This window comes from Aquirufa regiilacus (assembly GCF_032470275.1).
GTDB lineage: Bacteria > Bacteroidota > Bacteroidia > Cytophagales > Spirosomataceae > Aquirufa > Aquirufa regiilacus.
The window spans coordinates 271,828-298,445 of sequence record NZ_JAVNWW010000001.1; the positions used below are offsets into that span (position 1 = coordinate 271,828).

Sequence of the window (26,618 nt, forward strand, 5' to 3'; positions counted from 1 at the left end):
ATTTTATAAGTACAAATTTTGCATTCGTAAAATACGATTTTAACAAACAAACAATGAAACAAATTATTACGCTATTCGCATTAATGCTCTTCTCCTTTTCTGCCATCTCGCAGATTCCGGGTGGCATGGGAGGATTCGGTGCAGCGCCCAAAAAAGAAGCTGTTATTCCAGGAACTGCGCAAGCAGCTTCAAAAGGTTCAGCTAAAATTGTCGGTTATATCTTGGATTCCACAGATACGAAACCCGTTGAATTTGCCTCAGTAGCCTTAATCAACAAAGCAACGAATCGTCCGGTAGACGGAGCTTCGGCTGATTTGGTTGGGAAATTTGTCTTAAATAAAGTAGCACAAGGTGATTATAAATTGGTTATCTCGTTCATCGGTTATGAAAGCAAAACGTTATTGGTTTCCATTAATGCGAAGAACGATGACCATGATTTAGGTGTGATCAAATTACCCGCAAGTACGAAGATGTTGGCGGAAGTAACCGTGGAAGGCCAGCGTGCCATGATCGAGGAGCGTGTGGATCGTACTGTTTATAATGCAGAAAAAGATGCAACGAATAAAGGGGGTGACGCAACCGATGTGTTGAAAAAAGTTCCTATGTTATCCGTTGATTTAGATGGTAATCCATCGTTGCGTGGTTCATCTAACGTGAAGGTGTTGATTAATAATAAGCCTTCTACCATTATGGCCTCGAGTATTGCGGATGCCTTGAAGCAAATTCCAGCGGATATGATTAAGACGGTTGAGGTAATTACTTCTCCATCTGCTAAATATGATGCAGAAGGTTCTGCCGGTATCATCAACATCGTTACGAAGAAAAATACGTTACAAGGTTTGACTTTAAGTTTTGATACAAGTGCGGGTGTTCGTGGATCTAACCTAGCGTTAAATGGAAATTTCCGTAATAAGAACTGGGGACTTTCGTTGGGAGGTTTTGGTCGTACGGAATACAATGTCAATGGTAAATTTGAGAGTACGCAGATTACACAGAATAATGGTGTAGAAACGCGTAACGTACAATCAGCTGAAACACGTCGCGAAGGTATTTTCGGTAATTACCAATTAGGTTTTGACTGGGATATCAACAAATACAATTCGGTTACATCGAATGTACGTTTTGGTTTGCGTAATGGCAACAACTGGCAAGATGGTCTTTCGCAGGTTCGTAACAATGTGTTAACGAGTTTACGTAATACAAATTCTCAAGATCAATCAGCGAACGTTGATGTCAATGTCGATTATACAAAGACTTTTGAAAAAGCACAGAAGGAGTTTTCAATCTTATCGATGTATAGCCGCAACAATCGGACCAATGATTTTTACAATTTGATTATGAATCCGAATTCGAACATGAGCGAGATCATGAGTTCGATCAAAAACGCGAATGATGCTTACAATGAGGAGGCAACGATTCAAATGGATTATCAAACGCCTATAAACAAAATGTCGATGATTGAGTTTGGCGCGAAGGCGATTACTCGAAATGTAACATCGGATTACAAGTCTTTTACAGCTGGTACGGATGGTGTCTATGCCTTAGTTAACTTAGCCTCTTTGCCAAGTAACGTATTTGATTATAACCAGAATATTTGGGGAACGTATGGTTCATATACCTTAACGACCAAAAACAAGTGGAGTATCAAGGCAGGTGCGCGTTATGAGCATACGGATATCTCGGCAAGTTTCTTGAAAAAGGAAGGTCAAAATACTGTGATTCCTCCATATGGCGTGTTGGTTCCTAGCCTTAACATGTCGAAAACATTCAAGTCGGGAACATGGCGTTTTAGTTACAACCGTCGTATCCAACGTCCAGGTATCGAAAACTTGAACCCGAACGTGAATGCTTCTAATCCATTGAACATCTCAACAGGTAATCCGAATTTGGCGCCTGAGTACACAAATAACTATGAGATTTCGTACAGTAAGTTTGTGAAGCAAACCTATATTTCGACAGCGATTTTCATGCGTAATACAACGGGTGCAATCAATCGTATTCGGGAAGTACGTGGAGATACGGTTAAGACGACATCTCAGAACATTGGTAATGAAGATGCTTATGGGATGAACATCAACTTAAATGTGAATTTGTCCAATAAATTGATGCTTGGTGGAGGCGGTGATTTGTCTTACATGGTCTTGGCGAATAATGTGGCTGATCCTTTGTTGTCTGCGAAGAATGAAGGTTTACAGTCCAACTTTAGAATTTTCGGAAATTACAACTTTGGCAATGGCTGGGGTGCTCAAGTATTCTCTTTCTACCGTGTCAATCAAGTTCAATTACAGGGATCTCAAGGTGGATTTGGTATGTATAGCCTAAGTTTGAAGAAGGATTTCAAGAATAAGAAGGGTAGCATCGGTTTTGGTGCTGAAAACTTCTTGACGCCAAACGGATTTGTAATTCGTAATGAAACGAAGACGGCATCGATTAATCAGGTTTCTGAGAGCACGATGCGTAACATGAACTTCAAGATTAATTTCTCATACCGAATCGGTAAGATGAGTTTTGGTCCTCAAAAGAAGAAGAAGTCGGTGAATAACGACGATACAAAAGGTGGCGAAGGTGATGCGGCTCCGGCAGCTCCCCAACAACCGATGGGTATGCCTGGCATGCGTATGGGTGGAGGCGGTGGTGGCTTCGGCGGACCACGTTAATCCGAAGTATAGGATAAAAAAAAGGAGGCTCAAAAGGCCTCCTTTTTTATTTGTTACGTTCGATGGTGTAGTTGAGTAGATTTCCTAGGGATGTTCGGTAAGCCGAATCAGGGAATTGGCTGAGAATCTCGCGCGCTTCCTGGGCAAATTCCTGCATGCGTTGTGTGGCATATGCAATGCCTCCCGTGGATTTAACAAACGCGATAACCTCTTTAACTTTTACGGGATTATCCGAATCGTTTTTGATGGTTTTAATCATCTGCTTTCGCAAAGATCTCGTGGTATTTTGAAGCGCATAGATTAAAGGTAAAGTCATTTTCTTTTCCTTGATATCAATGCCTAAGGGTTTCCCGATTTCAGCGTCACCGTAGTCGAATAAATCATCTTTGATTTGAAAAGCGATACCTACTTTTTCGCCAAACTGGTGAGCCATGTCGACATATTTCGGATCTGCATCCGTCGATTGTACGCCTACTGCACAACATGCGGCAATAAGTGTTGCCGTTTTCTTGCGAATAATATCAAAATAGACATCCTCTGTGATGTCCAATTTACGTGCTTTCTCGATTTGTAATAATTCGCCTTCCGCCATCTCGCGAACGGCGGTGGAAACGGATGTTAATAGGTCGAAATCTTTGTGGTCTACGGAAAGTAAAAGGCCTTTGGATAATAAATAATCTCCAACAAGCACGGCAATTTTATTTTTCCATACCGCATTGATGGAGAAAAATCCCCGACGGTAATCGGATTCATCGACTACGTCATCATGGACTAAGGTGGCTGTGTGAAGTAGTTCGATTAGCGCCGCGCCACGATACGTTTTTTCGGTGATTTCGCCCACGCATCCTGCTGTTAAGAAAACGAACATGGGGCGCATTTGCTTGCCTTTCCGTTGGACAATGTAATTCATAATCGTGTCCAGCAGCATGACTTTCGTCTTCATGAACTGCCTGAATTTCCCTTCAAATGCCTTCATGGGTTCCGCGATGGGCGCCTGAATAGATGAAAGCGAAATGGACATAGAATTAAGTTTACGTGCGTGTTCGGCACATGTGGAAATTGTGTAAATTTAATCACAATTTGGGATAATTTAGCCCTGAGAAATAAATAATACAAAATTTATGAGCAACATGTTGGTCTTAGCGGGAGGTTCTGTCAAAGGGGCATTTCAAGCGGGTGTCATCAAGGCATTAGCTGAAAAAGGATTCCAGCCGGATGTGATTTATGGGATTTCAGCGGGGAGCTTAAATGCGGCTTTTTTGGTGAATGCATTAGGCCAACAACATGTTTCGGGTCAGGCCATTTCATTTCAGCAAGCAGCCGATGATTTATGGGACTTTTGGGAAACACGAATCACACGGCCTGATTGTTTATCTAAGCCTTTATCGATATTTGAATTAGGTTGGACTGCGTTAACGAAAAAATTCCGAGGCCTCGTTTCTACCCAGCCGTTGCGTGATTTGATTCATGATGTGGTGTCTATTCGAAATTTACAAGCGAGTCCGGTAGGTCTGAAAATAGGTGCAGTGAATATTATGGAGGGGCGCATCCATTATGTGGACCCTAGTACGCCCGAATTTATAGAATATTTAATGGCCTCCTCTGCCGTTCCCATTCTGATGCCTGTCGTTAAAATTAACGGAGAGGTTCGTCGGAGCTATTTAGATGGAGGATTGCGGGATGTTACCCCGATTCGCCAAGCCTTGGATGATGGTGGGAAAAATATCGTCTGCGTCAGTTGTCATCCGGAAGCGATAGAAGGCGGATATTTTGATTCTGGGGATTTATTGGCCTTAGTCGATCGTGTCATGGATATCGCGGTCAACGAAATTTTAAATTCGGATTTGCGCGAAACGATACTAATCAATAATTCGTTGCCTGCTGATGGTTCAATCGTTCAAGGAGGGCCCTATCAAGGCTATCAACGAGTGAAAATTGAATCCATTCGACCTGAGCAGCCTATCACAATCGATATCCAACATTTCACTAAATTAGATATCCGACGGATGCTGGAGATTGGCTATGAAGTGGGCCGCAATAAAAAAGCCTGATGTTTCCATCAGGCTTTCGACATGGGTCATTAAACCACCATAATGTCCCTTTCTTTTTCGTTAAAAATCTGATCGATTTTAACTACGAAGCCATCGGTAATTTTTTGAATTTTATCTTCGGCAGCTTTAATCGCATCTTCCGATACGCCATCGCCTTTTAATTTTTTGATGCTATTGTTCCCATCTTGGCGTGCATTGCGGATGTTGATTTTCGCAACTTCAATTTCTTGCTTTACACGTTTTACCAAATCACGACGACGCTCTTCCGTCAAAGGAGGAATCGCCAAACGAATTGTTTCTCCATCATTCATCGGATTTAAGCCCAAGTTTGAATTACGAATCGATTTTTCAATCTCACCGAAAATTCCTTTTTCGAATGGTTTAATGGCAATTGTACGCGCATCGGGTGTTGTGATGGACGCTGCCCCTGAAATCGGTGTAGCCATTCCATAATAATCAATCATCAAACCGTCCAACATAGACGTGCTCGCTTTGCCAGCACGAATTTTTGATAATTCAATGTTTAAGTGTTTAATGGCGCCCTCCATGGTTTCTTGGGTCGCATCAATATAAAATTCAATTTCTTCCATTGGGTATTAGCTAATTAATGTTCCTACATCTTCTCCGGTTACAAGATCAGCCAAATTGCCTTCCTTGTTCATATCAAAAACGATAATCGGTAAATTATTTTCTTGGCATAAAGTAAATGCCGTTGTATCCATAATTTTTAAGCCTTTCTGAATCGCATCTGAAAAGCTCAAGTGTGTAAATCGAGTAGCCGTTGGGTCTTTTTCTGGATCCGCCGTGTAAACACCATCCACACGTGTACCTTTTAATACCACATCTGCTTCTACTTCAATCGCACGTAGAGAGGCCGTTGAATCGGTCGTGAAATAAGGGTTACCCGTTCCTGCACCGAAGATGACAATACGTCCTTTTTCGAGGTGGCGAATGGCTCTCCGACGAATAAAAGGTTCGCAAACCGCCTCTACTTTTAAAGCTGTCATCATGCGCGTGTAAAGTCCTTGTTTTTCCAAGGCTGCCTGTACCGCCATGCCATTGATGACTGTTGCTAACATGCCCATGTAATCGCCTTGAACTCGATCAATGCCTGCTTTCGCTGCACTGGCTCCTCGGAAGATATTTCCGCCGCCTATTACAATCGCAACCTCGACACCTAAATCATGTACTTTTTTGATTTCGGCAGCATATTGGCCTAAAATAACGGGGTCAATTACCTCGTCTCTAGTCGACAATGCTTCACCTGAAAGTTTTAAAAGGATACGTTTGTATTTAGTGTCTTTCATGCGTTGTTGAGATTTATGCGGTGCAAATTTAGAAAATTAATCGGCTTCTTGTTTACCTTTCCGGCTTATAATCTTTCGCTTCTGCCAATTTCCACCAAGCCAAATAGGGATGTGCATGGTGCTCATAATGATATCCAAAAAAGTAGCAGGAGATAAATGCCCACACGTGATTTCGCTTTTGACTTCTCGATTGCGTTTTGTTTTCCGGTGCGTGCTCTCCACGGTGAGGTAGATAGGTGCCAAAAAAGAATAATTGCAGCGTACTTAAAATCGCGGGTACTTCCCAGTAGACGATGAGGTTTTCCATGGGTAACCAAATTTTCAACACATTGTAGGTGATGGCCATCGCAAGAACTTGTTGCCACGTCACATATTGCCACATAAACTTAAACCACCAGACAAAAAAGTTGCCCTGATGAACATCGGGGTCTTGTTCTGTATTCACATAATCGTGATGCCAATGGTGTTTTTTACGTAATACAGCATAATTGTTGAAGGCGAAGAGTGTCGCACAGACCCAACCCAAACCATGATTCAATTTGGGATATGCTGGAGAAACAACGCCATGTATAGCATCATGGGAGGTTATGAATAATCCTGTATACAAATGGGTTTGAATCAATACATGCACATAGGTCCATGGCGACAGAAAGTCCAAAGGATGCGCTAGGACATAGCTTAAATGTGCCAGCCAAAGCGTCAGTAGCGCAAAAGCCCAAAATAATCCTGTAAAATTGTTTACTTTGTTCACGTGTTTTTGACTGATGGTCAAAATTAATACTAATTACCTATGAAAAATGTTTTCGTTGTGATATTCCTTTGTGGAATTTCATTTATGTCTTTGGGGCAAAAAACCTATTGCAATCCGATGAACCTGGATTATGGATTTACGCCGATACCCAACTTTTCCGAACAAGGTCGCCATCGCGCCACAGCGGATCCGGTGATTGCCTATTTCAAGAACCAGTATTATTTGTTTTCGACGAATCAATGGGGCTATTGGGTCAGTAATGACTTGGTCGATTGGAAATTTATTTCACGTAAATTTTTACAGACCTATCATAAAGTCTATGACGAACTCTGTGCGCCCGCTACGTTGGTATTGGGGGATAGTTTATTGGTCATCGGTTCGACCTATGAAAAAGATTTTACCCTTTGGTACAGCCAAAAACCTCAAACGGACTCTTGGAAAGAGGCAGTTCATGCATTTACGGCAGGCGCATGGGATCCTGCTTTTTTCGAAGATGACGACAAGCGCGTGTATTTATACCATGGGTCGAGTAATACCTTTCCCATGTATGGGCAAGAAATCGATCGTAAAACCCTGCAGCCGATTGGGGAGCGGCACGAGTTGATTCGTTTGCATGATGATTTACATGGATGGGAGCGCTTTGGTGAATACCAAGACAATACTTTCTTGAAACCCTTTATGGAGGGTGCATGGATGAACAAATACAAGGGAAAATATTACTTGCAATATGGCGCACCGGGGACGGAGTTTTCGTCGTATGGCGATGGGGTATATACCTCAGATAAGCCATTTGGGCCATTTACCTATCAGGCGCACAATCCATTTTCATTTAAACCGGGAGGATTTACGCGCGGTGCTGGGCATGGGGCAACTTTCGAAGGCCAATTTGGAAATTGGTGGCATGTGTCTACGATTACCATCGCCGTAAAAAATAGTTTTGAGCGTCGTTTGGGTCTTTGGCCGACGACTTTTGATGCGGATGGGATTTTATATACGAATACGGCTTATGGGGATTATCCACATCGGATGCCTACTGCACATGTAGAAAATCCACGCGATTTATTCACGGGATGGATGTTATTGAATTACAATAAACCTGTTCGTGTATCTTCAAGCTTGCCGGGTTATGGCGCTAATTATGCGGTGGACGAGCAAATGAAGACCTATTGGTCGGCGAAAACGGCTAATAAGGGGGAGTTTATTGAATCCGATTTGGGAGAAACTTCAACGGTACATGCGATACAGGTCAACTACGCTGATCAGGATGTCGATTCGAGTTTCTTGGGGAAAATGAATGGGATTTATCATCAATATGTGATTGAATACAGCATGGATGGAAAGCGCTGGTTAATTGCCGTAGATAAATCAACAAACAAAACGGATGTACCGCATGATTATGTGGAGTTGACCAAGCCGATTGAAGCTCGATACATTCGAGTGACGAATAAGCACATGGCGGCCGGGAAATTTGCGATCAGTGGCTTGCGCGTTTTCGGAAAAGGGCATGGAGAAAAACCTGCGACCGTGAAGGATTTAATCGTCTTACGGGGGGATCATGACAAACGAAGTGCTTGGTTGAAATGGGGGCATATCAGCAATGCCACGGGTTATGTCGTTTATTCGGGTATTTCGCCGGATAAATTATATACTTCCGTGCAGGTGTTTGGCGCCAATGAATATTATTTCAAATCCATGGATAAGGACAGAACTTATTATTTTCAAATCGAGGCTTTCAATGAAAATGGCATAGGTGTTCGCGGGCCGGTGATTAAGTCGGAGTAAGTATTGCTTTCCCCACGGCACATTGTAAGCATTTTTTAGGTTCGCAGTAATTTCGATACCAATGCAAGCAGGCTTGCGAATCACGCGCGGTTTTGATGGGCATGCCCATGGAACTGAAATAGCGTGTGATTTGATTGTTTTCACCATGCAGTTCGTCGAGCCAGCGTAATGCTTTTTCTTCGTATTGGGGCTGGCTTCGTTCTCTGCTGTAACAGATTAACATGGGAATGAGCGTGTTGATGCAGATGGATTGAAATGCACTTTTCCCTAGCTGCGTGTGATGCGGGGCGCTTTTCTTGCCAAATTGCACATGGTTGCTCCAATATCCTTCCAAAGGTATTTCAAAGAGTTGTTGAAGCGTTTTTACTTCTTGCATTTCGAGCAACAAAGATAATAATGCGCAATTGGCTCGGATGATTTCGGCAAATTGGGCTAACCGAATTTGGGGGAAATTTGCAGGGCGGAGGCGCAACATTTTCCAATCGGACTTTTGTAAGTGGCTATCCGACCAGGCATGTTTCTTCTTCAAATGGATGTATTCGCGCCTTAATTCAAATTGGTATTCATCTTGAATGGGTTCATCCAATAATCCAGCAATTCCAAAAAGTGCGGCTTCGATTCCCACGTGTCGGTCGCGGTAAAGCAAAATCAGTTTCAGCGGAAGGCTTCTGGCCAGGCGGAGCATCGGTTCTGCGTTCAACGAAAACCCAAAGCTTTTGGCCAACGAAATGTAAAAGGCTTCCTCCCAATCACCTTTATTTTCTGCCACAAGCATCCGCATGTCTTCATATTTCCCATGTAGGCGTTGCTGAATCATGTCATTGCGCATGTTGTCTTTAGCCGCTTGGGGAACGGATTCAAAAAATGCATGGCAGGCCAATAGATGATGGTTGGTTTGGTTGTTCCAGGTAGATTCTTCGTCTACCCATTTCGATAAGCAGAGTGTTGGGATGGGGTTTCCTACCTCGTATTGGATGACTTGGTTGTCTTCCCAGACTACATGTAAAATAACATTTTCGTAGCTTTTATCCGTATCATGTTGGTGTAAATGCCAGTCGGAGGATTTGACATGTAATTCAACCGCACCTATCCATTCGATTCCGTCGATTCGCACACGGGCATGTTGGAAATCCGCCCCCGCATGTGTATTCTCGATGCCCGGTGAAATGATATGAATGTATTCCCCCGTGGTTAGTTGGGGATTTTGATGGAAGCGCCGTTGTTTCCAAAGTACGGCCATGCTGAGTTCATTCATCTTGTTGCGATTCGATGAATGAAGGTAAGTAGCTCAGCTATAAGTTATTTGGTAAAGCGACTAAGCCTTAAAAATTATCAAGCTTTTGATTTATTGACCAAATAAATACCGGCTAAGAGCACAAACATGAAAACGACTTGTGAAAGATAAATCGCTTCGCCGTCCACAAATCCCCAGCCTAAAGCGACGATGGGAATCATGTAGGTAACGGAACTTGCCACGATCGCGCTCGTCCATTTGATGATTTGGTTGAATGCAAGCATCCCGATCGCTGAGCCGAAAAGGCCTAAGGCCATTGCTGAAATGAATGCCCATAGGTGTTCGTCGTCCAAGGGGATTTCGAAAAAGCCTGTGGAATACAGGAGACCGAGTGCCAAAGGGCCGATCATCATGAAGATACCTGCCGTAGATGTCAAGGGGTGTAGATCGCTCAAGCGTGTTTTGACAATGTGCATGTTGATGCCGTACAACAAGGTTGCTAAAACAACCCATAATGCGTGGACATTAAAATCAATGTTAAATCCTTGGCCCGCAAAAAGTAAGCCGAGGCAACCGAGCAGGCCGACCAAAATGCCCGTCATTTGTTTCCAAAGAAAGGGCTGTGCGAAGAATAGGATTCCGATGATCAGCGTGAAAAGTGGCGTGAAAGCGTTCAGCATTCCGGATAAAGCACTAGAAAGATGTTGGCCTGCAATCGCGAAAAGGATTGCGGGAATGAGGTTTCCGGTTAATCCTGCTAGTAGAAAAGAACCGGAATGTTTGCGCTCCATGTGTTTGAAGCGTTTGATGAAAATGGGTAAAAAGAATAAGCTGGCTGAGCAAATTCGTAAGGCACCTACTTGGAGTGCCGAATAATTAGCCAAGCTTTTTTTGACGAGGATGAATGAACTACCCCAAATCAATGCGAGTCCTAAAATGGCAAGAAAAATAATGATACTTGGTTTTTTATTCTCCTGCATAATGGATGGCAATTTCGTTGAGTGTTTCTTTAATTTCTTCGAGTGAATAACTTGTTACGAGCTTCGTGCGGTAGGGTTTGAAATGATCCATGCCTCGGAAGTAATTGGAATAGTGGCGTCGCATTTCGACGATACCGCCATGGTTTCCTTTCCAGCGGATTGAGAAGTCCAAATGCGATTCGCAAACCGCTATTCGTTCCGAGAGGGTAGGTGGGGCTAATAGGTTTCCGGTAGCCAAATAGTGTTTGATCTCATTGAAAATCCATGGGTACCCAATGGATGCCCGACCCACCATGATGCCATCCACGCCATATTTGTCACGGTATTCTAAGGCTTTTTGTGGGGAATCGATGTCACCATTTCCGAAAATCGGAATTTTGATGCGGGGATTTTCTTTGACTTTGGAAATTAAACGCCAATCAGCCTCACCTTTGTACATTTGAACACGTGTGCGCCCGTGAATGGTCAAGGCTTGAATCCCAATATCCTGCAGGCGTTCTGCGATTTCCTCAATGTTTTTGGTGGAATCATCCCAGCCCAAACGGGTTTTTACGGTCACAGGAAGATGCGTCGCTTTGACTACGGCTTCCGTCATGGCTACCATTTTCGGGATATCTTGTAACAGGGCGGCACCAGCTCCCCGACAAGCCACTTGTTTCACGGGGCAACCGTAGTTTATGTCAATTAAATCGGGTCCGGCTTTTGTCGCGATTTCCGTGCATGAAGCCATTGTTTCAATTGAACTGCCAAAAAGTTGGATGCCAATCGGGCGTTCGTATTCGAAAATATCCAATTTTTGAATGCTTTTTGCGGCATCGCGAATGAGGCCTTCAGATGAGATAAATTCGGTATACATTAAGTCGGCGCCATTTGCCTTACACACCGCACGAAAGGGCGGATCAGACACGTCCTCCATGGGTGCTAATAACAATGGGAAGTCCCCTAACTCGATGTTTCCTATTTTTACCATTCTGATTAAAAATTGCGTAAATTTACGAGCATTATGGAAGAAAACTATTATCAGGGGCCAACTCGTTGGTTGGGCCTCAGTTCAAACCTCTTAAGTCTATTCGGATTTTTCTTGGTTGGAAGCTTTTTGGGTCAGTTTTTTGGATTGCTTGCAGTCGTGGCTTTGATGGAGTTTCCTACCCAAAACATCGAGGCATTTCAAAAGTTGATTTTGGATTTTATTGCTCACCCACAAAAATATGAGGGAGGCTTCCATGCGATGATGGCATTGCAGTGGTTTTCTGCGCTTTTTACCTTTTTCTTAGGTGCATGGGCCTATTTGAGGTTTATTGAGAAACGTTCGGTTTTCGATTTAAATCGTGCGGAGGCGCCTAGTTTTCAGGTGTTTTCATGGGCGATTTTGACGGTATTGGTTGGGATGCCTGCCATGGAATATATGATTGAATGGAATCAGCATATTCAATTACCTGCGGGTTACGAGGACCTGGAAAAAGCGATGCAAACGACTGAGAAGAGCATGGAGGAATTGACAAAATTTTTGTTGAATTTCCAGTCGGATATGGATTTTGCGTTAGCTGTTATGGTCATTGCTGGGATGGCAGCTTTGGGTGAAGAGATCTTTTTTAGAGGAGTTTTGCAATCCATGTTTGAGCGGTATATCGGGAACAAGCATGTGGCTATTTGGCTTGCGGCGGCAATCTTTAGTTTTATACATTTTCAGTTTTATGGCTTTTTTCCTCGGATGTTCTTAGGTGCATTTTTTGGGTATTTGTATGTTTGGTTTCGGAGTATTTGGGTGCCTATTGCAGCGCACTTTTTCAATAATGCCTGGACCTTGCTGATGCATTATTTGTACCAAAAGAAAAACATTTCGATTGATCCGATGGAAATGGTCAATTCGATACCCTGGTGGTCTGCCTTGTTATCCGTTGTTTTAGTTGGCTTTTATATTCGTAGATTGCATACTTATCGGACGGAATCGTAAATGGAAGGCTGGAAATTAATTGGTCAATCGCGCACTGGCATTGATTTGGAAATGCAGAAGGCTTTGTTGTGGGAGCGTGCGGAGATTCGTGCCGTGGTAATGAATAAGAAATTAAGTGCTTACGACTTGGGAAATTGGGAGCTGTATGTGCACCAAGATGATGAAGCGGAGGCGCTAAACATATTAAAGGGTTAATTTATGGGATTACGAAGTTTATCCAATTTACAACAGCGTGTTATTGCGGCGATTATTGCTATTCCGTTTCTGTTGTTTTGTGTATTGTATAGTGATTATACCTTTTTGGTCTTGTTTTTGGTGATAGGTATATTGGCTCAATTGGAGTTTTACAAATTGGTCGGAAGTATCAGCGACAATTTACCGCTCACATTTTATGGTACTTTTTGTGGTGTTGTGATGCATGTATTGACCTTTTTTATTGAAAAGGGAGATTTGGCTTATCAATATTATTACATTTTATCACCCCTGTTGACCTTTGTCTTTTTTATCAAATTGTATAAGTCGAAGGATGAGAAGCCCTTCAAAAACATTGCTTATACCTTCTTGGGTATCATTTATGTGGCGCTTCCTTTTACCTTACTCACCGTTTTAGCGTTTATTAAAAATGATACGTACGATCCCAATATCGTCTTGGGTTGTTTGTTTTTGTTGTGGGCGAGTGATTCCGGCGCATATTTTGCGGGAACGAAGTTTGGTAAAACGAAATTGTTTGAGCGCGTTTCACCGAAGAAATCATGGGAGGGAAGTATCGGTGGGATGCTAACAGCCATGGTTGTGGCGACAATTATTTCGCATTATTATACGAATTATTCTGCTTTCCAATGGTATGCGATTGGGATTATTATTGTCATTGCGGGCACCTATGGAGATTTAGTTGAATCGTTATTTAAGCGTAGCATTAATATCAAAGATTCGGCGGATACGATTCCGGGCCATGGTGGATTTTTGGATCGTTTTGATGGCTTGTTGTTGTCGATTCCGTTTATTATCCCATTTGTGAAATTATTTCCTTAGTGTTTCGTTAACGAATATTAAGAAATTCGAATTTAAATTATTGCTTACTTGCGTCATGCTTCGAAAAGGACTCTTGCTTGTTTTTATCTTGTGCTTGTTTACCAGCGCAAAATTGTTCGCTCAAGGACAAGACAAGACGGTTTTATTTAATGCACGAATTGTATCGGCAACGAATTCAGAATATCTCCCTTTGGCATATGTGTACATTCCGGCAGCGGGTCGGGGAGCATTAAGTGACAACTTTGGTGCGGTGGATTTGTATGTTTTTCCAGGTGACAGTGTGGTGGTTACCTATGTGGGCTATAAGCCACAGTATTACATGATCCCTCGGTCGACGGGCCAAGTTCATCAGGCAATTATTGAGATGATTGAGGATGCGCGTATGTTGACAGAGGTTAAGGTTTTCCCCCATGCGAGTGAGGAGGAATTTAAGAAGGCATTTTTGAATTTGCGTTTGCGGGATGAAAAGCAGCGTGAGGTACTTGCTCGGAATTTGGAGCAGTCGAAGTTGAATGTATTTGCCTTGCAGGCCGGTTTGGGCGCCAATTCGAATTTCCGGAATTTCTCTGATATGATGATTTCGGGCCAGGCAAATAAATCCTTTGTATCGAGTCCTATGTTGACCTTAACGAATCCATTTGCTTGGATGAGTTTTATTAAGTCGATTAAGAATGGGGATTTGAAGCGTAAAGATTGGAAAGAGGCGTATAAGATTCAGCCTAAGCAAGTGGTTTCTCCGCAGCAATTTATGCAGGACCTTCGTCGCTAAGGTGTAGGCGGTTTATCAGTTTTTTGATGGATTTAGGTGTTGAAAGCTGCCTGAAAGCTTAGTTTCCATAGAAATTTATCAGTTTTTTAGACAAGTTTCAATTGTCCTTTCAGTAGCTTTGAGCGGTAACGCTGCCGGGGTCGCAGACCCCGGCAGCGTTTACCCCCTTCGCTGAAATCCAATCACCGCCAACATCCTACCCGTAATCCCTTGCTCTTTTCGATGCGAATAGAACACATCGTTATTCTCCACCGTACAATAATCCGAAATTTCAATTTGCGTAACACCTAATGCATGTAACTGTGCCGCATTCGTAGCCTTTAAATCCACATGCCAGCGCGCACCGCGCTGCTCTTTCAGCTCAAATTGCTCCGCCACCTCATCGCCCACTTCGAAATGTGCGAGGCTAATGCAAGGGCCAATGTATGCTAGGATGTCAGAAGGATTTGATCCACCGGCAATCATAGCGGAGGCAGTTTTGGAGACGATTTGAGCGACGGTGCCTTTCCAACCGGCATGAATCGCAGCTGCAGTTTTACGCACAGGATCCGCTAATAAAATAGGACAACAATCCGCTATCCCCACACCGGCAAAAATACCGGGTGTTGTAGAAACAATCGCATCATAACCGCTTTCGTAACCCGGCGCTACCGAAGTCCAAATTTCCGATCCATGTACCTGATAGGAGCGCGCTAGTGATTCCGGGTCTATGCCTAAATCTGAACAAAAAAGCAAAAGATTTTGAGTGATGGCCGATGGATCATCGTCGGTGTGAACACCTAAATTTAACGATTGAAAAGCTTGTGAACTCACTCCGCCGTGGCGAGTCGAAATACCCGCCATGAGCTGAGGAATGTGAGAAAATATCTGAGGTCTGACGACCCGACTATGCGTCATAACTTAAGCCATACTGTTTCAATACATCATCCGGAACACCGTTCCATTGATTCGGTACATTGCCTTGGTACTCTAAATCAGCAATGCCCATCTTAGATGTGTAAAATCCCGTCGCCGTTAAATTACGCATCAAACTAAAGAAATTAACGCCCTGCGATAAATGCTTCGGTGCCGTACTTGGGTAGGCAATGTCATCGACAATGTTGATGCGCTGCGCCGCCGTAATCTCCGTGAATTTTTTGCCAAAACGCTTGTTGGATTCGGAGTCCAACCAGCGTAATCCACCGCGCATTGGTGTCTTAAATTCAGGTTTGTCTTTGACAATGAATTCGATGAATGCCGTTACGCCCGATTGGGACGCACTTCCCGACTTCTTATCAGCCGGAATGATGATGTCCGACAAAATCGTAATCGTATCCAGTTCATGTTTATTCAAATAAACTTCTGCCTGTAAGCGGGCTTCCATTTCGGCCTCATCCTGCGTCCGACCGTTGGGTCTTTTTACGGGAACTTTGGCTAATTCTAAATTCTCAATCGCCTTCTCATCGGGATTAAATACGGCTAAGCCCAACGAACTCAAGCCCATATTTTTTAAATAGTCTCTTCTTTTCATTACAGGTTGCCTTTTTTACGTTGATCAATGATGTACTCCGAAGTGCGTAACGACAGGGCCAAAATCGTCCAAGTCGCATTTTTATCTCCTTGTGAAACAAATGGCGCCGCATCCGCTACGAATAAATTCTTCACGTCATGCGCCTGGCAATTCGAATTCAATACCGAAGTGCTTTTGTTATCTCCCATACGTGCCGTTCCTACCTCATGAATGATTCGTCCTGGATCCGCCAAACCATAATTGTTTGATGCATCTGGTTTCTTTCCTAAGGCTTCTCCACCCATCGAATCAATAATTTCTTCAAAGGTGTCTTGCATGTGCTTCGCCTGCTTCACCTCATAGTCACTCCACTTGTAGTTGAATCGTAAGACCGGAATACCGTATTTGTCAACCACATTCGGGTCAATTTCACAATAATTATCCTCGCGTACTACTGGCTCACCTCGTCCGGCGAAACCTACGTAAGCGCCATAGAAACGACGGTAATCTTCTTTCAAGGTTGCTCCATAACCACCCGCTGCCTTTTTTAAGCCATCACGTGTGAAGTTTTCCTTGCCGTTTAGGCCTTCGATGCCCCAACCGAAACCGTAGTTTGGCATGCCCATACCTCCACCGTATTCGATGTGGTATCCACGTGGGAAATCCAATTTAGCGTTATCCAACCACCATGGCGTGTAAATGTGCATACCGCCCACACCATCTTCATTGTAACGCTTTCTGTCAAACAAAGAAGGGATGATCGCTGAACGCGATGCCCCCGTGGAATCATTTAAATATTTACCTACCACGCCACTCGAATTGGCTAAGCCATTCGGGAAGCGAGAGCTTTTGGAATTCAATAATAAACGTGCTGTTTCACCCGCACTGGCTGCCAACACAACGATCTTGCCTTTTACGGTATATTCTTGCATCGTACCTGTGTGAACATAGGAAACACCCGTCGCCAAGCCCGTAGCCGGATCTGTCAACACCTCACGCGCCATCGCGAACGGCAACATCGTTAAATTTCCTGTCGCAGCTGCAGGCTTAATCAATACGGATGACGAAGAGAAATCGGCATAGGCAGAACATCCCCGATTACATTGTCCGCAATAAAAACATTGTCCACGCTCGTTGTTGATGGGTTTGGTCAACATCGACATCCGAGATGGATAGGTTGGAATCCCCAAGGCCTTATTTGCCTTTTTAATCATCAACTCATGTAGACGAGGTTTGGGAGGAGGCAAGAAAAATCCATCGGGATTGTTTCGCAAGCCTTCATTGGTCCCAAAGACCCCAATCATCTTATCTACTTTATCGTAATATGGTTTGACATCATCATAGCCAATCGGCCAGTCATCCCCTAATCCGTCAATACTTTTTCGTTTAAAATCATCCGGACCAAAACGCAAGGAAATACGTCCCCAGTGGTTGGTACGTCCTCCCACCATCCGTGAACGGAACCAGTCGAATTTTGTATCGTTTTTACGAGTATATGGCTCACCTTCGATGTCCCAGCCACCATAAGCGGCATCGAAATCACCAAAATTACGTAAGGATGAGCTGGCTCCACGTCGAAGTGACTCGTATGGCCATTTCAGCTGTGTCATATCTTTCGGATCTGCCGGGTCAAAGGGTTGGCCCGCTTCCAGCACACAAACTTTAGCTCCCGCCTTCGTTAAGGTATGCGCTGCCATTCCACCGCCGGCTCCAGAACCGACAATCACCACGTCGAAAACTTCTTGTTGGGATTGAATGTAAATAGACGAATTAATCATAGTTTGAGGTATCGGTTTAAAGAATGGTAAATGTATAAATTTTGACTTATTTTTGTTTTCATTAGCGATAAAAATTTTGGCCAAAAAAACACCCGATGGGCAAGAGCCCCTGAAAAAAGGGGAGACCCCACTTTCCAGACAATTTAATCAAATCAAAGCCAAGTATCCGGGAGCCATTTTGCTCTTTCGGGTAGGAGACTTTTATGAGACGTTTGGGGAAGATGCGGTGAAGGCTTCCAAGATATTAGGGATTACTTTGACGCGTCGGAATAATGGAAATGCCGACGATCATTTAGCCGGATTTCCTCACCATTCCTTGGATACTTATTTACCCAAATTGGTTCGTGCCGGCCAGCGCGTAGCGATTTGTGACCAATTGGAAAATCCAGCGGAGGCGAAAGGAATTGTCAAAAGAGGCGTGACGGAATTAGTAACCCCAGGGGTTTCGTTTAATGACCAAGTGCTTGATAATAAGCGCAATAACTACGTTGCTTCGATTAGCTACCAAGAAAAAGATGCGCAATTTGGCGTAGCCTTTTTAGATATATCGACGGGTGAATTCATGTGCTCGCAGGGTCCTTTGGCCTATGTACAGAAACTGATTCAAAGCTTCATGCCGTCGGAGATTTTGTTTCCCAAAAAATACCGTTCCATCTACCAAGAGCATTTTGGTGATCAGTACCATTCGTTCTCGATGGAGGAATGGATATTTTCCTACGAGTTTACGTATCCCTTGTTAACGGAGCATTTTAAGACCAAAAATCTGAAAGGGTTTGGCATCGAAACGATGCCTTTGGGCATCATCGCTGCGGGTGTTATTTTGCACTATCTCGCGGAAACGGAACACAAACAAGTGGGTCACATCGCCACGATTCAGCGGATTGAGGAAGATAAATTCGTGTGGTTGGATCGGTTTACCATTCGCAACCTTGAATTGGTTTATTCGGTTCAGGAAGGTGGTGTTCCCTTGATTGATTTGATGGACCAAACGATGACGCCCATGGGTGCGCGTTTGTTGCGCAAATGGATGGTTTTGCCGCTGAAAGAGTTAGCTGCGATTCAAGAACGTCAGGCTGGTGTAGCAGGTCTATTGGAGCTGGATGAGACGATGGATGTGCTCATTTCGTTGCTGAAGCCCATCGGTGATTTGGAACGGTTAATTTCCAAAGTAGCTGCGGGCCGAATTAATCCCCGGGAATTGGTGCAGTTGAAACGCGCGCTCCAACAAGTTCCTGCGATCAAGGAATTATTAGCTACACACCCCGCGCCAATCCTGCAGAAATGGGCAGACCAATTGAACCCCTGCTTGCATTTGGTTCAAAAGATTGAGTCCGCTTTACGTGACGATGCGCCGATGCTTGTTCACCAAGGAGGTATCATTAAAACGGGGTATTTGCCCGAGTTAGACGAGTTACATCAATTGTCGACAAATGGCAAGGATTACCTCGCTGCGATGCAGAAACGCGAGATCGAACGCACGGGGATTACATCGCTGAAAGTGGCGTATAACAAGGTTTTTGGCTATTATTTAGAGGTAACGAATGCGCATAAAGACCGTGTTCCGCCGGAATGGATTCGCAAGCAGACGCTCGTGAATGCTGAGCGTTACATTACGGAGGAATTGAAAGGATACGAGGAGAAGATTTTAAGTGCGGAGGATAAAATATCCACGATTGAATTCGGGATTTTTCAGGAACTGGTTCGTGAATCACTGGAGTATTTGGAGTTGATTCAATTGAATGCCTTGGGGATCGCGACGCTGGATGTGTTGACGAGTTTTGCGCAGGTCGCCAAACGCAATCAATATGTCCAACCGACCTTGCATACGGGTGATTCCATTCAGATAGAGGCGGGTCGTCACCCGGTGATTGAACAACAATTGCCATTGGGCGAAGTATATGTGCCGAATGATGTGTATTTGGATAACGAGACCCAACAAATCATCATGATTACGGGGCCCAACATGGCGGGTAAATCGGCGCTTTTGCGTCAGACGGCTTTGATCGTTTTGATGGCCCAAATGGGTTCTTTCGTGCCGGCGACTTCGGCATCGATCGGATTAGTAGATAAAGTTTTCACCCGAGTAGGGGCGTCAGATAACCTTTCCAAAGGTGAGTCGACCTTCATGGTCGAGATGACCGAAACAGCTGCGATTTTAAATAATTTGTCGAATAACTCCCTGGTATTATTGGATGAAATCGGTCGGGGAACGTCGACCTACGACGGTGTTTCCATGGCTTGGGCGATTGCGGAACATTTGCACAATCATTCGAAATGTCGGGCCAAAACCTTGTTTGCCACCCACTACCATGAATTGAATGAATTGACGGAAGACTTTCCGCGGATCAAGAATTTCCACGTTTCCGTGAAGGAAGTGGGGAATAAGATCATTTTCTTGCGGAAATTAGTTCCAGGTGGTTCGGAACATAGTTTTGGTATTCACGTAGCTCAAATGGCCGGTATGCCGACCTCTTTGGTTTTACGCGCGCATGAAATTTTACAGAATTTAGAGAAAGACCACGTGTTGGAGGACAATGTCGAGAAGCTCAAAGACATGCCGAAAAATAATTACCAATTGAATCTATTCGGTGCTGAAATACCGGAAGGCTTGAAGAAAATCGAGGAGCAATTAGGTTCGCTGGATGTGAATACGCTTTCGCCGATTGAGGCCTTGTTGAAGTTGAATGAGTTGAAGAGGTTATTATAACTTTATAGCCCCAGACTTCAGTCTGGGGACCCCTAGGCTAAAGCCTAGGGTTATCAGTAAGTGTTTGTAGATTTTTTATAGCCCCAGACTTCAGTCTGGGGACCCCTAGGCTAAAGCCTAGGGTTATCAGTAAGTGTTTGTAGATTTTTTATAGCCCCAGACTTCAGTCTGGGGACCCCTAGGCTAAAGCCTAGGGTTATAAATTCCTTTCCTTCGGACTAATCTACTTCGGACTCTTTCCCACCAGACTATTTTCCTTCGGACTCCGGACTCGGAATTAATTGCGCACATCCAATCCCCAATTCAATTTATTTCTCAACGTCTGCAAGAAATCATCCCCAGGAATCTTAACGATTTTTGCATTAAATGGCGCTTTTTGGACTTCAATCGTAAACTTGCTATCGATTACACGAGAACGGGAATCGATGGAGATTAGGAAATTTTGGCTCCGACTGCTTACTTCAAATTTCAATTTGGCATCGCTGGAAACCACTAAAGGACGCACATTTAGGTTGTGCGGACTCATGGGTGCAATGATGAGAATATCCGAACTTGGCATCACCAAGGGACCACCTACCGATAGCGAATAACCCGTGGATCCTGTGGCCGTCGAAACAATCAATCCATCAGCCCAGTATGTATTCAAATAATTTCCATCCACATAGGCCTTGATAACAATCATGGAGGATGTATCTGTCTTCATGATTCCTACCTCATTTAAACCAAATTGCTTGCCATCGAATAAGTCGATTTCCGAATGAACAGCTACCAGCGTGCGATCCTCAATCCGGTAATTTCCCGCGATTAACTGATCTACTGCCGCACTAACATCTTGTGGCGATAAAGTCGCTAAGAAACCCAAACGGCCGGTATTAATCCCCAAAATGGGCAATTCTTTGTTGCCAATGTGCGTCAAGGTTTCCAATAATGTTCCATCGCCCCCAATACTCCAAGCCATTTGAACATGGTCCGGAGTTCCTGCATTTTCTTCGTAGGATTCGATGTTTTCTACCGCAAAACCATGTTCTTTCAGGTGATTCTTAAAGTAGGCTGAGAGTACGATATCGCAAGGCTTTTCGCACAAGATATCCCAGAGTTTTTCCATCAACGGCCGATTCTCAGCTGTGAAAGATTTTCCATGAATAGCGATGCGTAAAGACACGAATTAAGGGTTTAAATATTTTAAAAGTAGGTCAAAGCGAGCCGTGTCAACGGTTTCGTTTTTGCCAAAATGAAATGCTTTTTCGATGTGTATGCTATGACGTTCCAAACTTTGAATGATCGCAGCAAATTGATCCGTTTGGACTTGAATCACTAGTTCCGGTAGACCCATCGCATCTTTCGGATTTTGAATCAAAAATGAACGCGTAATCAGTCCATTATTTTCCTCAATCAGTCGGGCGATTAGACTAAATGAATCTCGCTGGCTATGAAAAGGAATGTACATAATTCCGCCTTGCGATGAATTGAATCCGTTGTTAATCAGGAGTTTAGCGACCTCAGCTGATGTTAGGTAGCCCAGGTATTTTCCGTCTTCGTCAGTGACAGGTAATAGCGAAAATCCACTCGACTCAAACCAAGGTAAACTGGCCAAAACGTCTTCTTCAGACTCTAGGCTGTAATGTGCTAAATCCGTTAATAATTGGCTGATTTTTCCATCCGGATGGGGGCATTGCATGAGAAGCCGCTCGGTTATATTTCCCACGAGTTTTTTACCGTCTAAAACCGCCAAATTCGTTTGCTTGGATTGGTGTAAGACTTTCAGACCTTTTTGGATAGAATCCTGTAAGGAGAGGGTGGGAAAATCGAAGGAAAGGTAGGTGAGGGCCAACATCCTATAAGGGGTTTTTATCGAGCCAATTTTGTAAAATCACGTTGAATTCTTCAGGTCTTTCCATCATGGGTGCATGGCAACAGCGGTCGATGAATTGTAGTTCTGATCCAGCGATCAGTGCATTAAATTCGTGTCCCACATGTGGCGGCGTAATGGTATCATTTAAGCCCCAAATCAACAATGTGGGCTTATGAATGCGAACAATATCTTTAGCCATATTGTTCCGTTGAGCTGATTTTGCTATGGCAATAATCCGCATTACTTTCGGAATGCTATTGGTGATTTCAAATACTTCATCAACCAATTCCTTGCTGGCTGTTTTCGGATCGTAAAACGTATATTCGACCCGTTCTTTGATGTACTCGTAATTGCCTCGTTTGGGGTACGAACCTCCCATGGAATTTTCGAATAAACCGGATGATCCCGTTAGAATTAATCGTTGAATTTTTTCAGGGTATTTCAGCGTATAAATTAAAGCAACGTGGCCCCCTAGAGAATTGCCGATTAAGCTGAATTTGTCAAGTTTTTTAAAGTCTACAAAACCTTCAATGAAGGTAGTTAAGCCCTCACAACCTGCCTCTTTGATCGGCATATCGTGAATGGGCATTAATGGGATAATGACGCGGTATTTTTTCGAAAAGTGATTGATAACCCCCTGCCAATTGCTCAATGCACCAAACAAACCATGTAAGAGTAACAGGATTTCACCTTGGCCTTCATCGATGTAATGGTAATTGTTCTCCTCCTTAATCGTATAATTCATTCCGTGGGGACTATTTAATTTGCAAAGTAATGAAAAAGCATTCAAACTTTTCATCCTTTTTTTAGTTTGTTAGATATTAAACTCGTTATGAAGCCAATTGTTATTATTGGGGCCGGAATTGCTGGATTGCAAGCTGCCTCGCATTTACATCGCCAAAATGTTCCTTTTGTATTGTTGGAACAAGCTGACCGTGCGGGCGGTCGCGTTCAGACTGAGCAAGTGGATGGGTTTATCTTGGATCATGGCTTTCAAGTTTTACAAACCAACTATCCCGCTGTACAACGCTCATTCGATTTGTCGGCCTTAAATTTGCAAGCATTTGATTCGGGTTCAAAATTGTGGTTGGGTGGCCAATGGACCTCCTTTTTAAATCCACTTCGTGCGGGCTTAGGCATGCTGAAATTAGTCCCTCATGTGATTTCAATCAAGGATTTGTTTTTATTGGCTCGGTTGTGGTTCAACTTGCAAGGGTCAACTAATGAACACATTCAATCGGGTGAAAATACGGCAGAGATGTTGGGCAGATGGGGCTTTTCAGATACATTTCAAACCAAGTTTATTCGGCCATTTTTTCGAGGAATATTTTTAGATCAACATCTCCAACAACCGGCATCCTTGTTTTTCTTTTACATGCGGCAGTTTTTGGAGGGCCAAGCGGCTTTGCCTGCCAAAGGAATGGGGGAGGTGGCAAATCAGCTGTTGGAAAGTTTACCTGCCGACTCTATTCGTTTCGGGGCTGAGGTTGCTGACTTATCTGAACGCCATGTGAAACTCAAAGGCGGTGAATCCTTGGAGTTTGAGCGTTTAATTGTTGCTTTGGATTCCTATTCGGCAGCTAACCTCTTACAGGTAGATTTACCTGATTTCGTTCATTTGGGTTCAAAGACCTTCTATTTTTCATCGCCAGCCCGTCAGGTAAAGGATAAATTATTGCACTTGATTCCTGGGGAATCGAAATTATTGCACTATTGTTTCCTCTCGCATGTAGCACCAAATTATGCACCGAAAGGTAAAGACTTAATTCAGGTGACAAGCTTAGACTTAAGTCTTGAGGCAGAGGAAGCACTGAGCTTGTTGGCCAGTTATGAGGATGTGAAAGGAATGAAGCTGTTGAAAGCTTTTATTATTCCGAGATCCTTGTCGAAAGTAGGTGTATTCGATTCGCTAAAACATGCTGCGGATGCTCGTGGATTCATTCTAGCGGGAGATTATTGCGAAATGCCTTCCTTGCAAGGGGCTTTGGTGTCGGGTGAGAAAGCAGCAGTTCGAAGCCTTATTTAACTGATTTTCATCAGGGTTTTTTAGGGATAAAGCCGTATATTTGTCCTGTAAATTGACCCTTATGAAGAAAATATTCGTCCTGTTGGCGCTAGTAATTGTCGCTGCATCGTGTAAGAAATCAAATCCTGATTTCCAGAAAGAGGCATCAAATCCTCGTTTTTTAGAGCGCGCACAAAACATGTTGACGGAAAGTATTATTCACGATATTTTCGCTCCCCCTGTGTCTTCGCGTATTTATATGTATTCGAGTGTGGCGGGTTACGAAGCTGCGATTCTAGGAGATCCCAAATTTAAATCTTTGGTGGGTCAATTGAACGGATTTGAGTCTGTGGCGAAACCTGAGCCAGGATTGGAATACTGTTTTCCATTAGCTTCTACGCGTGCGTTTTTGTCGGTGGGCAAGAAATTGACGTTCGCACAGGAATTATACGTTGAATTTGATAAGCAAATCGAAGAAGATTTTCGCAAGACAGGTATGCCGGATGATGTATATGAGCGTTCGGTCGCTCTAGGTGATTCTATTGCGGCTTCCGTAATGCGCTGGGCTGCCAAAGATAATTACAAGCAAACACGTGGTTTCCGATTCACGGTGACCAATTTACCAGGAACTTGGACGCCTACGCCTCCAGCGTACATGGATGCCGTAGAGCCTTATTGGAATAAAGTGCGCCCTGTGATGTTGGATTCTGCTAGTCAATTCCGTGCCCCAGCGCCATCTAAATTTGATTTGACAAAAGGAAGTCCCTATTACAAAGAGGTGATGGATTCATACGAAACTGTGAAGAATTTGACGAATGACCAACGCGATATTGCAAATTTCTGGGATTGTAATCCCTTTAAAATGAACATCACGGGTCATGCGATGTTTGCAACGAAGAAAATGTCTCCGGGTGGTCACTGGTTGGGGATTGTTGCCCAAATCTCCCGCCAATACAAGAAAAGTTATGCAGAAACTGCGGAAGCCTTGGCTTTAACATCCATTGCCATTTTCGATGGATTTATCTCGTGTTGGGATGAAAAATATCGTTCGATTCGTATTCGACCAGAAACGGTTATAAATGCATCGATTGATAAGACATGGATTCCTGTTTTGCAAACGCCTCCTTTCCCAGAATATACGTCAGGTCACAGTACGATTTCACGTGCCGCGGCTGAAGTATTAACGAAGGTTTATGGGGACAATGTTGCCTTTAACGACTCCACGGAGGTGCCTTATGGTTTACCTCCTCGTAAGTTCACCTCGTTTATACAGGCATCCGACGAAGCGTCTATTAGCCGTTTATATGGCGGTATTCATTTCCGCCCAGCCTTGGATGAAGGTGCTAAGCAAGGTTCGAAAGTTGGCCAATATTTATTATCAACCGTCAAAACACGCAAATAATGCATGATATAGCCTCCCGAGATGATATCAAGGTTTTTGTAGACGCCTTTTATGGGGGAATGAAATCAGATGATTTGGTGGGGCATATTTTCTTAGACGTGATGCAGGTGGATTGGTCCCATCATTTGCCCAAAATGTATGATTTTTGGGAAATGTTATTGTTGGACGGATCCCATTATAAAGGTGCCCCAATGCGTCCTCATATGGAGGTAAACCAAAAAGAGCCCTTAACGATGGCACATTTCGACCGGTGGTTCGAATTGTTTTCAGCCACTTTAGATGCACATTTTGTAGGTCCCAAAACGGAGGAAGCAAAGACAAAAGCTTTGAATATCGCGCAGACTTGGGCGTATAAGTTTAAGCTCATCAATGAGCAGTAGGTATTAGACGTTAGTCTTGAATTCATTTGTAGAGACGCGATACTTCGCGTTTTTTTTCTTCCCCAGGTTAAAACCTGGGGTTGTTAATATTTGAAGAGGATTAGTTTTATAGCCCTAGGCTTCAGCCTAGGGATTCCCCAGGTTAAAACCTGGGGTTGTTAATATTTGAAGAGGATTAGTTTTATAGCCCTAGGCTTCAGCCTAGGGATTCCCCAGGTTAAAACCTGGGGTTGTTAATATTTGATGAGGATTAGTTTTATAGCCCTAGGCTTCAGGCTAGGGATTCCCCAGGTTAAAACCTGGGGTTATTAAAATTTGATGAGCATTAGTTTTATAGCCCTAGGCTTCAGGCTAGGGATTCCCCAGGTTAAAACCTGGGGTTATTAAAATTTGATGAGCATTAGTTTTATAGCACTAGGCTTCAGCCTAGGGATTCCCCAGGTTAAAACCTGGGGTTATGATTTTATATCCTCAGACTTTAGTCTGAA

24 protein-coding genes are annotated in these 26,618 nt (G+C 43.6%); 11 read left to right on the forward strand and 13 right to left on the reverse strand.

What is annotated here, in order from left to right; genetic code table 11:
• The first annotated feature begins 53 nt into the window (after positions 1 to 53).
• Positions 54 to 2,657, forward strand: coding sequence for a TonB-dependent receptor domain-containing protein (locus tag PQG45_RS01185; RefSeq protein ID WP_315575985.1), 2,604 nt, complete (start codon positions 54 to 56; stop codon positions 2,655 to 2,657).
• A gap of 46 nt (positions 2,658 to 2,703) precedes the next feature.
• Here the strand turns inward: PQG45_RS01185 and PQG45_RS01190 are convergent, their stop codons facing one another.
• Positions 2,704 to 3,678 carry a polyprenyl synthetase family protein gene (locus PQG45_RS01190; RefSeq protein WP_315575983.1) on the reverse strand — a complete coding sequence of 325 codons (975 nt, stop codon included), beginning with the start codon at positions 3,676 to 3,678 and terminating at the stop codon, positions 2,704 to 2,706.
• 100 nt (positions 3,679 to 3,778) lie between these two features.
• Here PQG45_RS01190 and PQG45_RS01195 point away from each other — a divergent pair, with 100 nt between their 5' ends.
• Entirely contained in the window at positions 3,779 to 4,708 is a 930-nt protein-coding gene (locus tag PQG45_RS01195) for a patatin-like phospholipase family protein (RefSeq protein ID WP_315575981.1), read from the forward strand.
• A 29-nt stretch (positions 4,709 to 4,737) separates the two neighbouring features.
• Here the strand turns inward: PQG45_RS01195 and frr are convergent, their stop codons facing one another.
• The 3 genes from frr to PQG45_RS01210 are packed head-to-tail and all read right to left on the reverse strand — an operon-like array spanning position 4,738 to position 6,766.
• Positions 4,738 to 5,298 carry a ribosome recycling factor gene (gene frr / locus PQG45_RS01200; protein ID WP_315575979.1) on the reverse strand — a complete coding sequence of 187 codons (561 nt, stop codon included), beginning with the start codon at positions 5,296 to 5,298 and terminating at the stop codon, positions 4,738 to 4,740.
• Positions 5,299 to 5,304: 6 nt separating this feature from the next.
• Complete coding sequence (gene pyrH, locus PQG45_RS01205; RefSeq protein ID WP_315575977.1) at positions 5,305 to 6,015, reverse strand: UMP kinase; 711 nt, start codon at positions 6,013 to 6,015, stop codon at positions 5,305 to 5,307.
• A gap of 52 nt (positions 6,016 to 6,067) precedes the next feature.
• Complete coding sequence (locus PQG45_RS01210) at positions 6,068 to 6,766, reverse strand: fatty acid desaturase (RefSeq protein ID WP_315575975.1); 699 nt, start codon at positions 6,764 to 6,766, stop codon at positions 6,068 to 6,070.
• Positions 6,767 to 6,805: 39 nt separating this feature from the next.
• On the opposite strand from PQG45_RS01210, the gene PQG45_RS01215 reads away from it, so the two are divergent.
• Positions 6,806 to 8,548: a family 43 glycosylhydrolase gene (locus tag PQG45_RS01215; protein WP_316070140.1), complete on the forward strand. Its 1,743-nt coding sequence runs from the start codon at positions 6,806 to 6,808 to the stop codon at positions 8,546 to 8,548.
• On the opposite strand, the gene PQG45_RS01220 is transcribed toward PQG45_RS01215, so the two are convergent.
• The 3 genes from PQG45_RS01220 to dusB all read right to left on the reverse strand — a co-directional run bounded on the left by PQG45_RS01220 (position 8,535) and on the right by dusB (position 11,732).
• Positions 8,535 to 9,803: a DUF2851 family protein gene (locus PQG45_RS01220; RefSeq protein WP_316070141.1), complete on the reverse strand. Its 1,269-nt coding sequence runs from the start codon at positions 9,801 to 9,803 to the stop codon at positions 8,535 to 8,537. The genes PQG45_RS01215 and PQG45_RS01220 overlap by 14 nt on opposite strands.
• A 77-nt stretch (positions 9,804 to 9,880) precedes the next feature.
• On the reverse strand, positions 9,881 to 10,762 hold the full coding sequence (locus tag PQG45_RS01225) for a DMT family transporter (RefSeq protein ID WP_315575970.1): 882 nt from the start codon (positions 10,760 to 10,762) through the stop codon (positions 9,881 to 9,883).
• Positions 10,749 to 11,732, reverse strand: coding sequence for a tRNA dihydrouridine synthase DusB (dusB, locus tag PQG45_RS01230; protein WP_315575969.1), 984 nt, complete (start codon positions 11,730 to 11,732; stop codon positions 10,749 to 10,751). Before dusB ends, PQG45_RS01225 begins: the two co-directional genes overlap by 14 nt.
• 33 nt (positions 11,733 to 11,765) lie before the next feature.
• Between dusB and PQG45_RS01235 the strand changes: the two genes are divergently transcribed.
• The 4 genes from PQG45_RS01235 to PQG45_RS01250 are packed head-to-tail and all read left to right on the forward strand — an operon-like array spanning position 11,766 to position 14,517.
• Positions 11,766 to 12,716, forward strand: a complete 951-nt coding sequence (locus tag PQG45_RS01235; protein WP_315575967.1) for a CPBP family intramembrane glutamic endopeptidase — start codon at positions 11,766 to 11,768, stop codon at positions 12,714 to 12,716.
• A complete protein-coding gene (locus PQG45_RS01240; protein WP_315575966.1) occupies positions 12,717 to 12,911 on the forward strand; it encodes a DUF2007 domain-containing protein in 195 nt (64 codons plus the stop codon).
• A gap of 3 nt (positions 12,912 to 12,914) precedes the next feature.
• Entirely contained in the window at positions 12,915 to 13,748 is an 834-nt protein-coding gene (locus PQG45_RS01245; protein WP_315575964.1) for a phosphatidate cytidylyltransferase, read from the forward strand.
• A gap of 55 nt (positions 13,749 to 13,803) precedes the next feature.
• A complete protein-coding gene (locus PQG45_RS01250; protein WP_315575963.1) occupies positions 13,804 to 14,517 on the forward strand; it encodes a carboxypeptidase-like regulatory domain-containing protein in 714 nt (237 codons plus the stop codon).
• Positions 14,518 to 14,676: 159 nt separating this feature from the next.
• Here the strand turns inward: PQG45_RS01250 and pgeF are convergent, their stop codons facing one another.
• Genes pgeF through PQG45_RS01265 form a run of 3 tightly spaced genes read right to left on the reverse strand, consistent with a single transcriptional unit; the run spans position 14,677 to position 17,784 of the window.
• Entirely contained in the window at positions 14,677 to 15,414 is a 738-nt protein-coding gene (gene pgeF / locus PQG45_RS01255; RefSeq protein ID WP_315575961.1) for a peptidoglycan editing factor PgeF, read from the reverse strand.
• A complete protein-coding gene (locus PQG45_RS01260) occupies positions 15,404 to 16,027 on the reverse strand; it encodes a gluconate 2-dehydrogenase subunit 3 family protein (RefSeq protein ID WP_315575959.1) in 624 nt (207 codons plus the stop codon). The genes pgeF and PQG45_RS01260 overlap by 11 nt, the downstream gene beginning before the upstream one ends.
• Positions 16,027 to 17,784 (reverse strand): GMC family oxidoreductase, encoded by a 1,758-nt coding sequence (locus tag PQG45_RS01265; protein ID WP_315575957.1) that lies wholly within the window; start codon positions 17,782 to 17,784, stop codon positions 16,027 to 16,029. The genes PQG45_RS01260 and PQG45_RS01265 overlap by 1 nt, the downstream gene beginning before the upstream one ends.
• 76 nt (positions 17,785 to 17,860) lie before the next feature.
• Between PQG45_RS01265 and mutS the strand changes: the two genes are divergently transcribed.
• Complete coding sequence (mutS, locus tag PQG45_RS01270; protein ID WP_315575955.1) at positions 17,861 to 20,491, forward strand: DNA mismatch repair protein MutS; 2,631 nt, start codon at positions 17,861 to 17,863, stop codon at positions 20,489 to 20,491.
• 277 nt (positions 20,492 to 20,768) lie between these two features.
• Here mutS and PQG45_RS01275 read toward each other — a convergent pair whose 3' ends face one another.
• Genes PQG45_RS01275 through PQG45_RS01285 form a run of 3 tightly spaced genes read right to left on the reverse strand, consistent with a single transcriptional unit; the run spans position 20,769 to position 23,088 of the window.
• Positions 20,769 to 21,653, reverse strand: coding sequence for an NAD kinase (locus PQG45_RS01275; protein ID WP_315575953.1), 885 nt, complete (start codon positions 21,651 to 21,653; stop codon positions 20,769 to 20,771).
• Positions 21,654 to 21,656: 3 nt separating this feature from the next.
• Entirely contained in the window at positions 21,657 to 22,325 is a 669-nt protein-coding gene (locus PQG45_RS01280; protein WP_315575951.1) for a CBS domain-containing protein, read from the reverse strand.
• A gap of 1 nt (position 22,326) precedes the next feature.
• Complete coding sequence (locus PQG45_RS01285) at positions 22,327 to 23,088, reverse strand: alpha/beta fold hydrolase (protein WP_315575949.1); 762 nt, start codon at positions 23,086 to 23,088, stop codon at positions 22,327 to 22,329.
• An 87-nt stretch (positions 23,089 to 23,175) separates the two neighbouring features.
• Between PQG45_RS01285 and PQG45_RS01290 the strand changes: the two genes are divergently transcribed.
• The 3 genes from PQG45_RS01290 (at position 23,176) to PQG45_RS01300 (ending at position 26,130) form a co-directional block, all read left to right on the forward strand.
• Positions 23,176 to 24,369, forward strand: coding sequence for a protoporphyrinogen/coproporphyrinogen oxidase (locus tag PQG45_RS01290; protein ID WP_315575948.1), 1,194 nt, complete (start codon positions 23,176 to 23,178; stop codon positions 24,367 to 24,369).
• 61 nt (positions 24,370 to 24,430) lie between these two features.
• Positions 24,431 to 25,750 carry a vanadium-dependent haloperoxidase gene (locus tag PQG45_RS01295; RefSeq protein ID WP_315575947.1) on the forward strand — a complete coding sequence of 440 codons (1,320 nt, stop codon included), beginning with the start codon at positions 24,431 to 24,433 and terminating at the stop codon, positions 25,748 to 25,750.
• A complete protein-coding gene (locus PQG45_RS01300) occupies positions 25,750 to 26,130 on the forward strand; it encodes a group III truncated hemoglobin (protein WP_315575945.1) in 381 nt (126 codons plus the stop codon). The genes PQG45_RS01295 and PQG45_RS01300 overlap by 1 nt, the downstream gene beginning before the upstream one ends.
• Positions 26,131 to 26,618 lie beyond the last annotated feature (488 nt).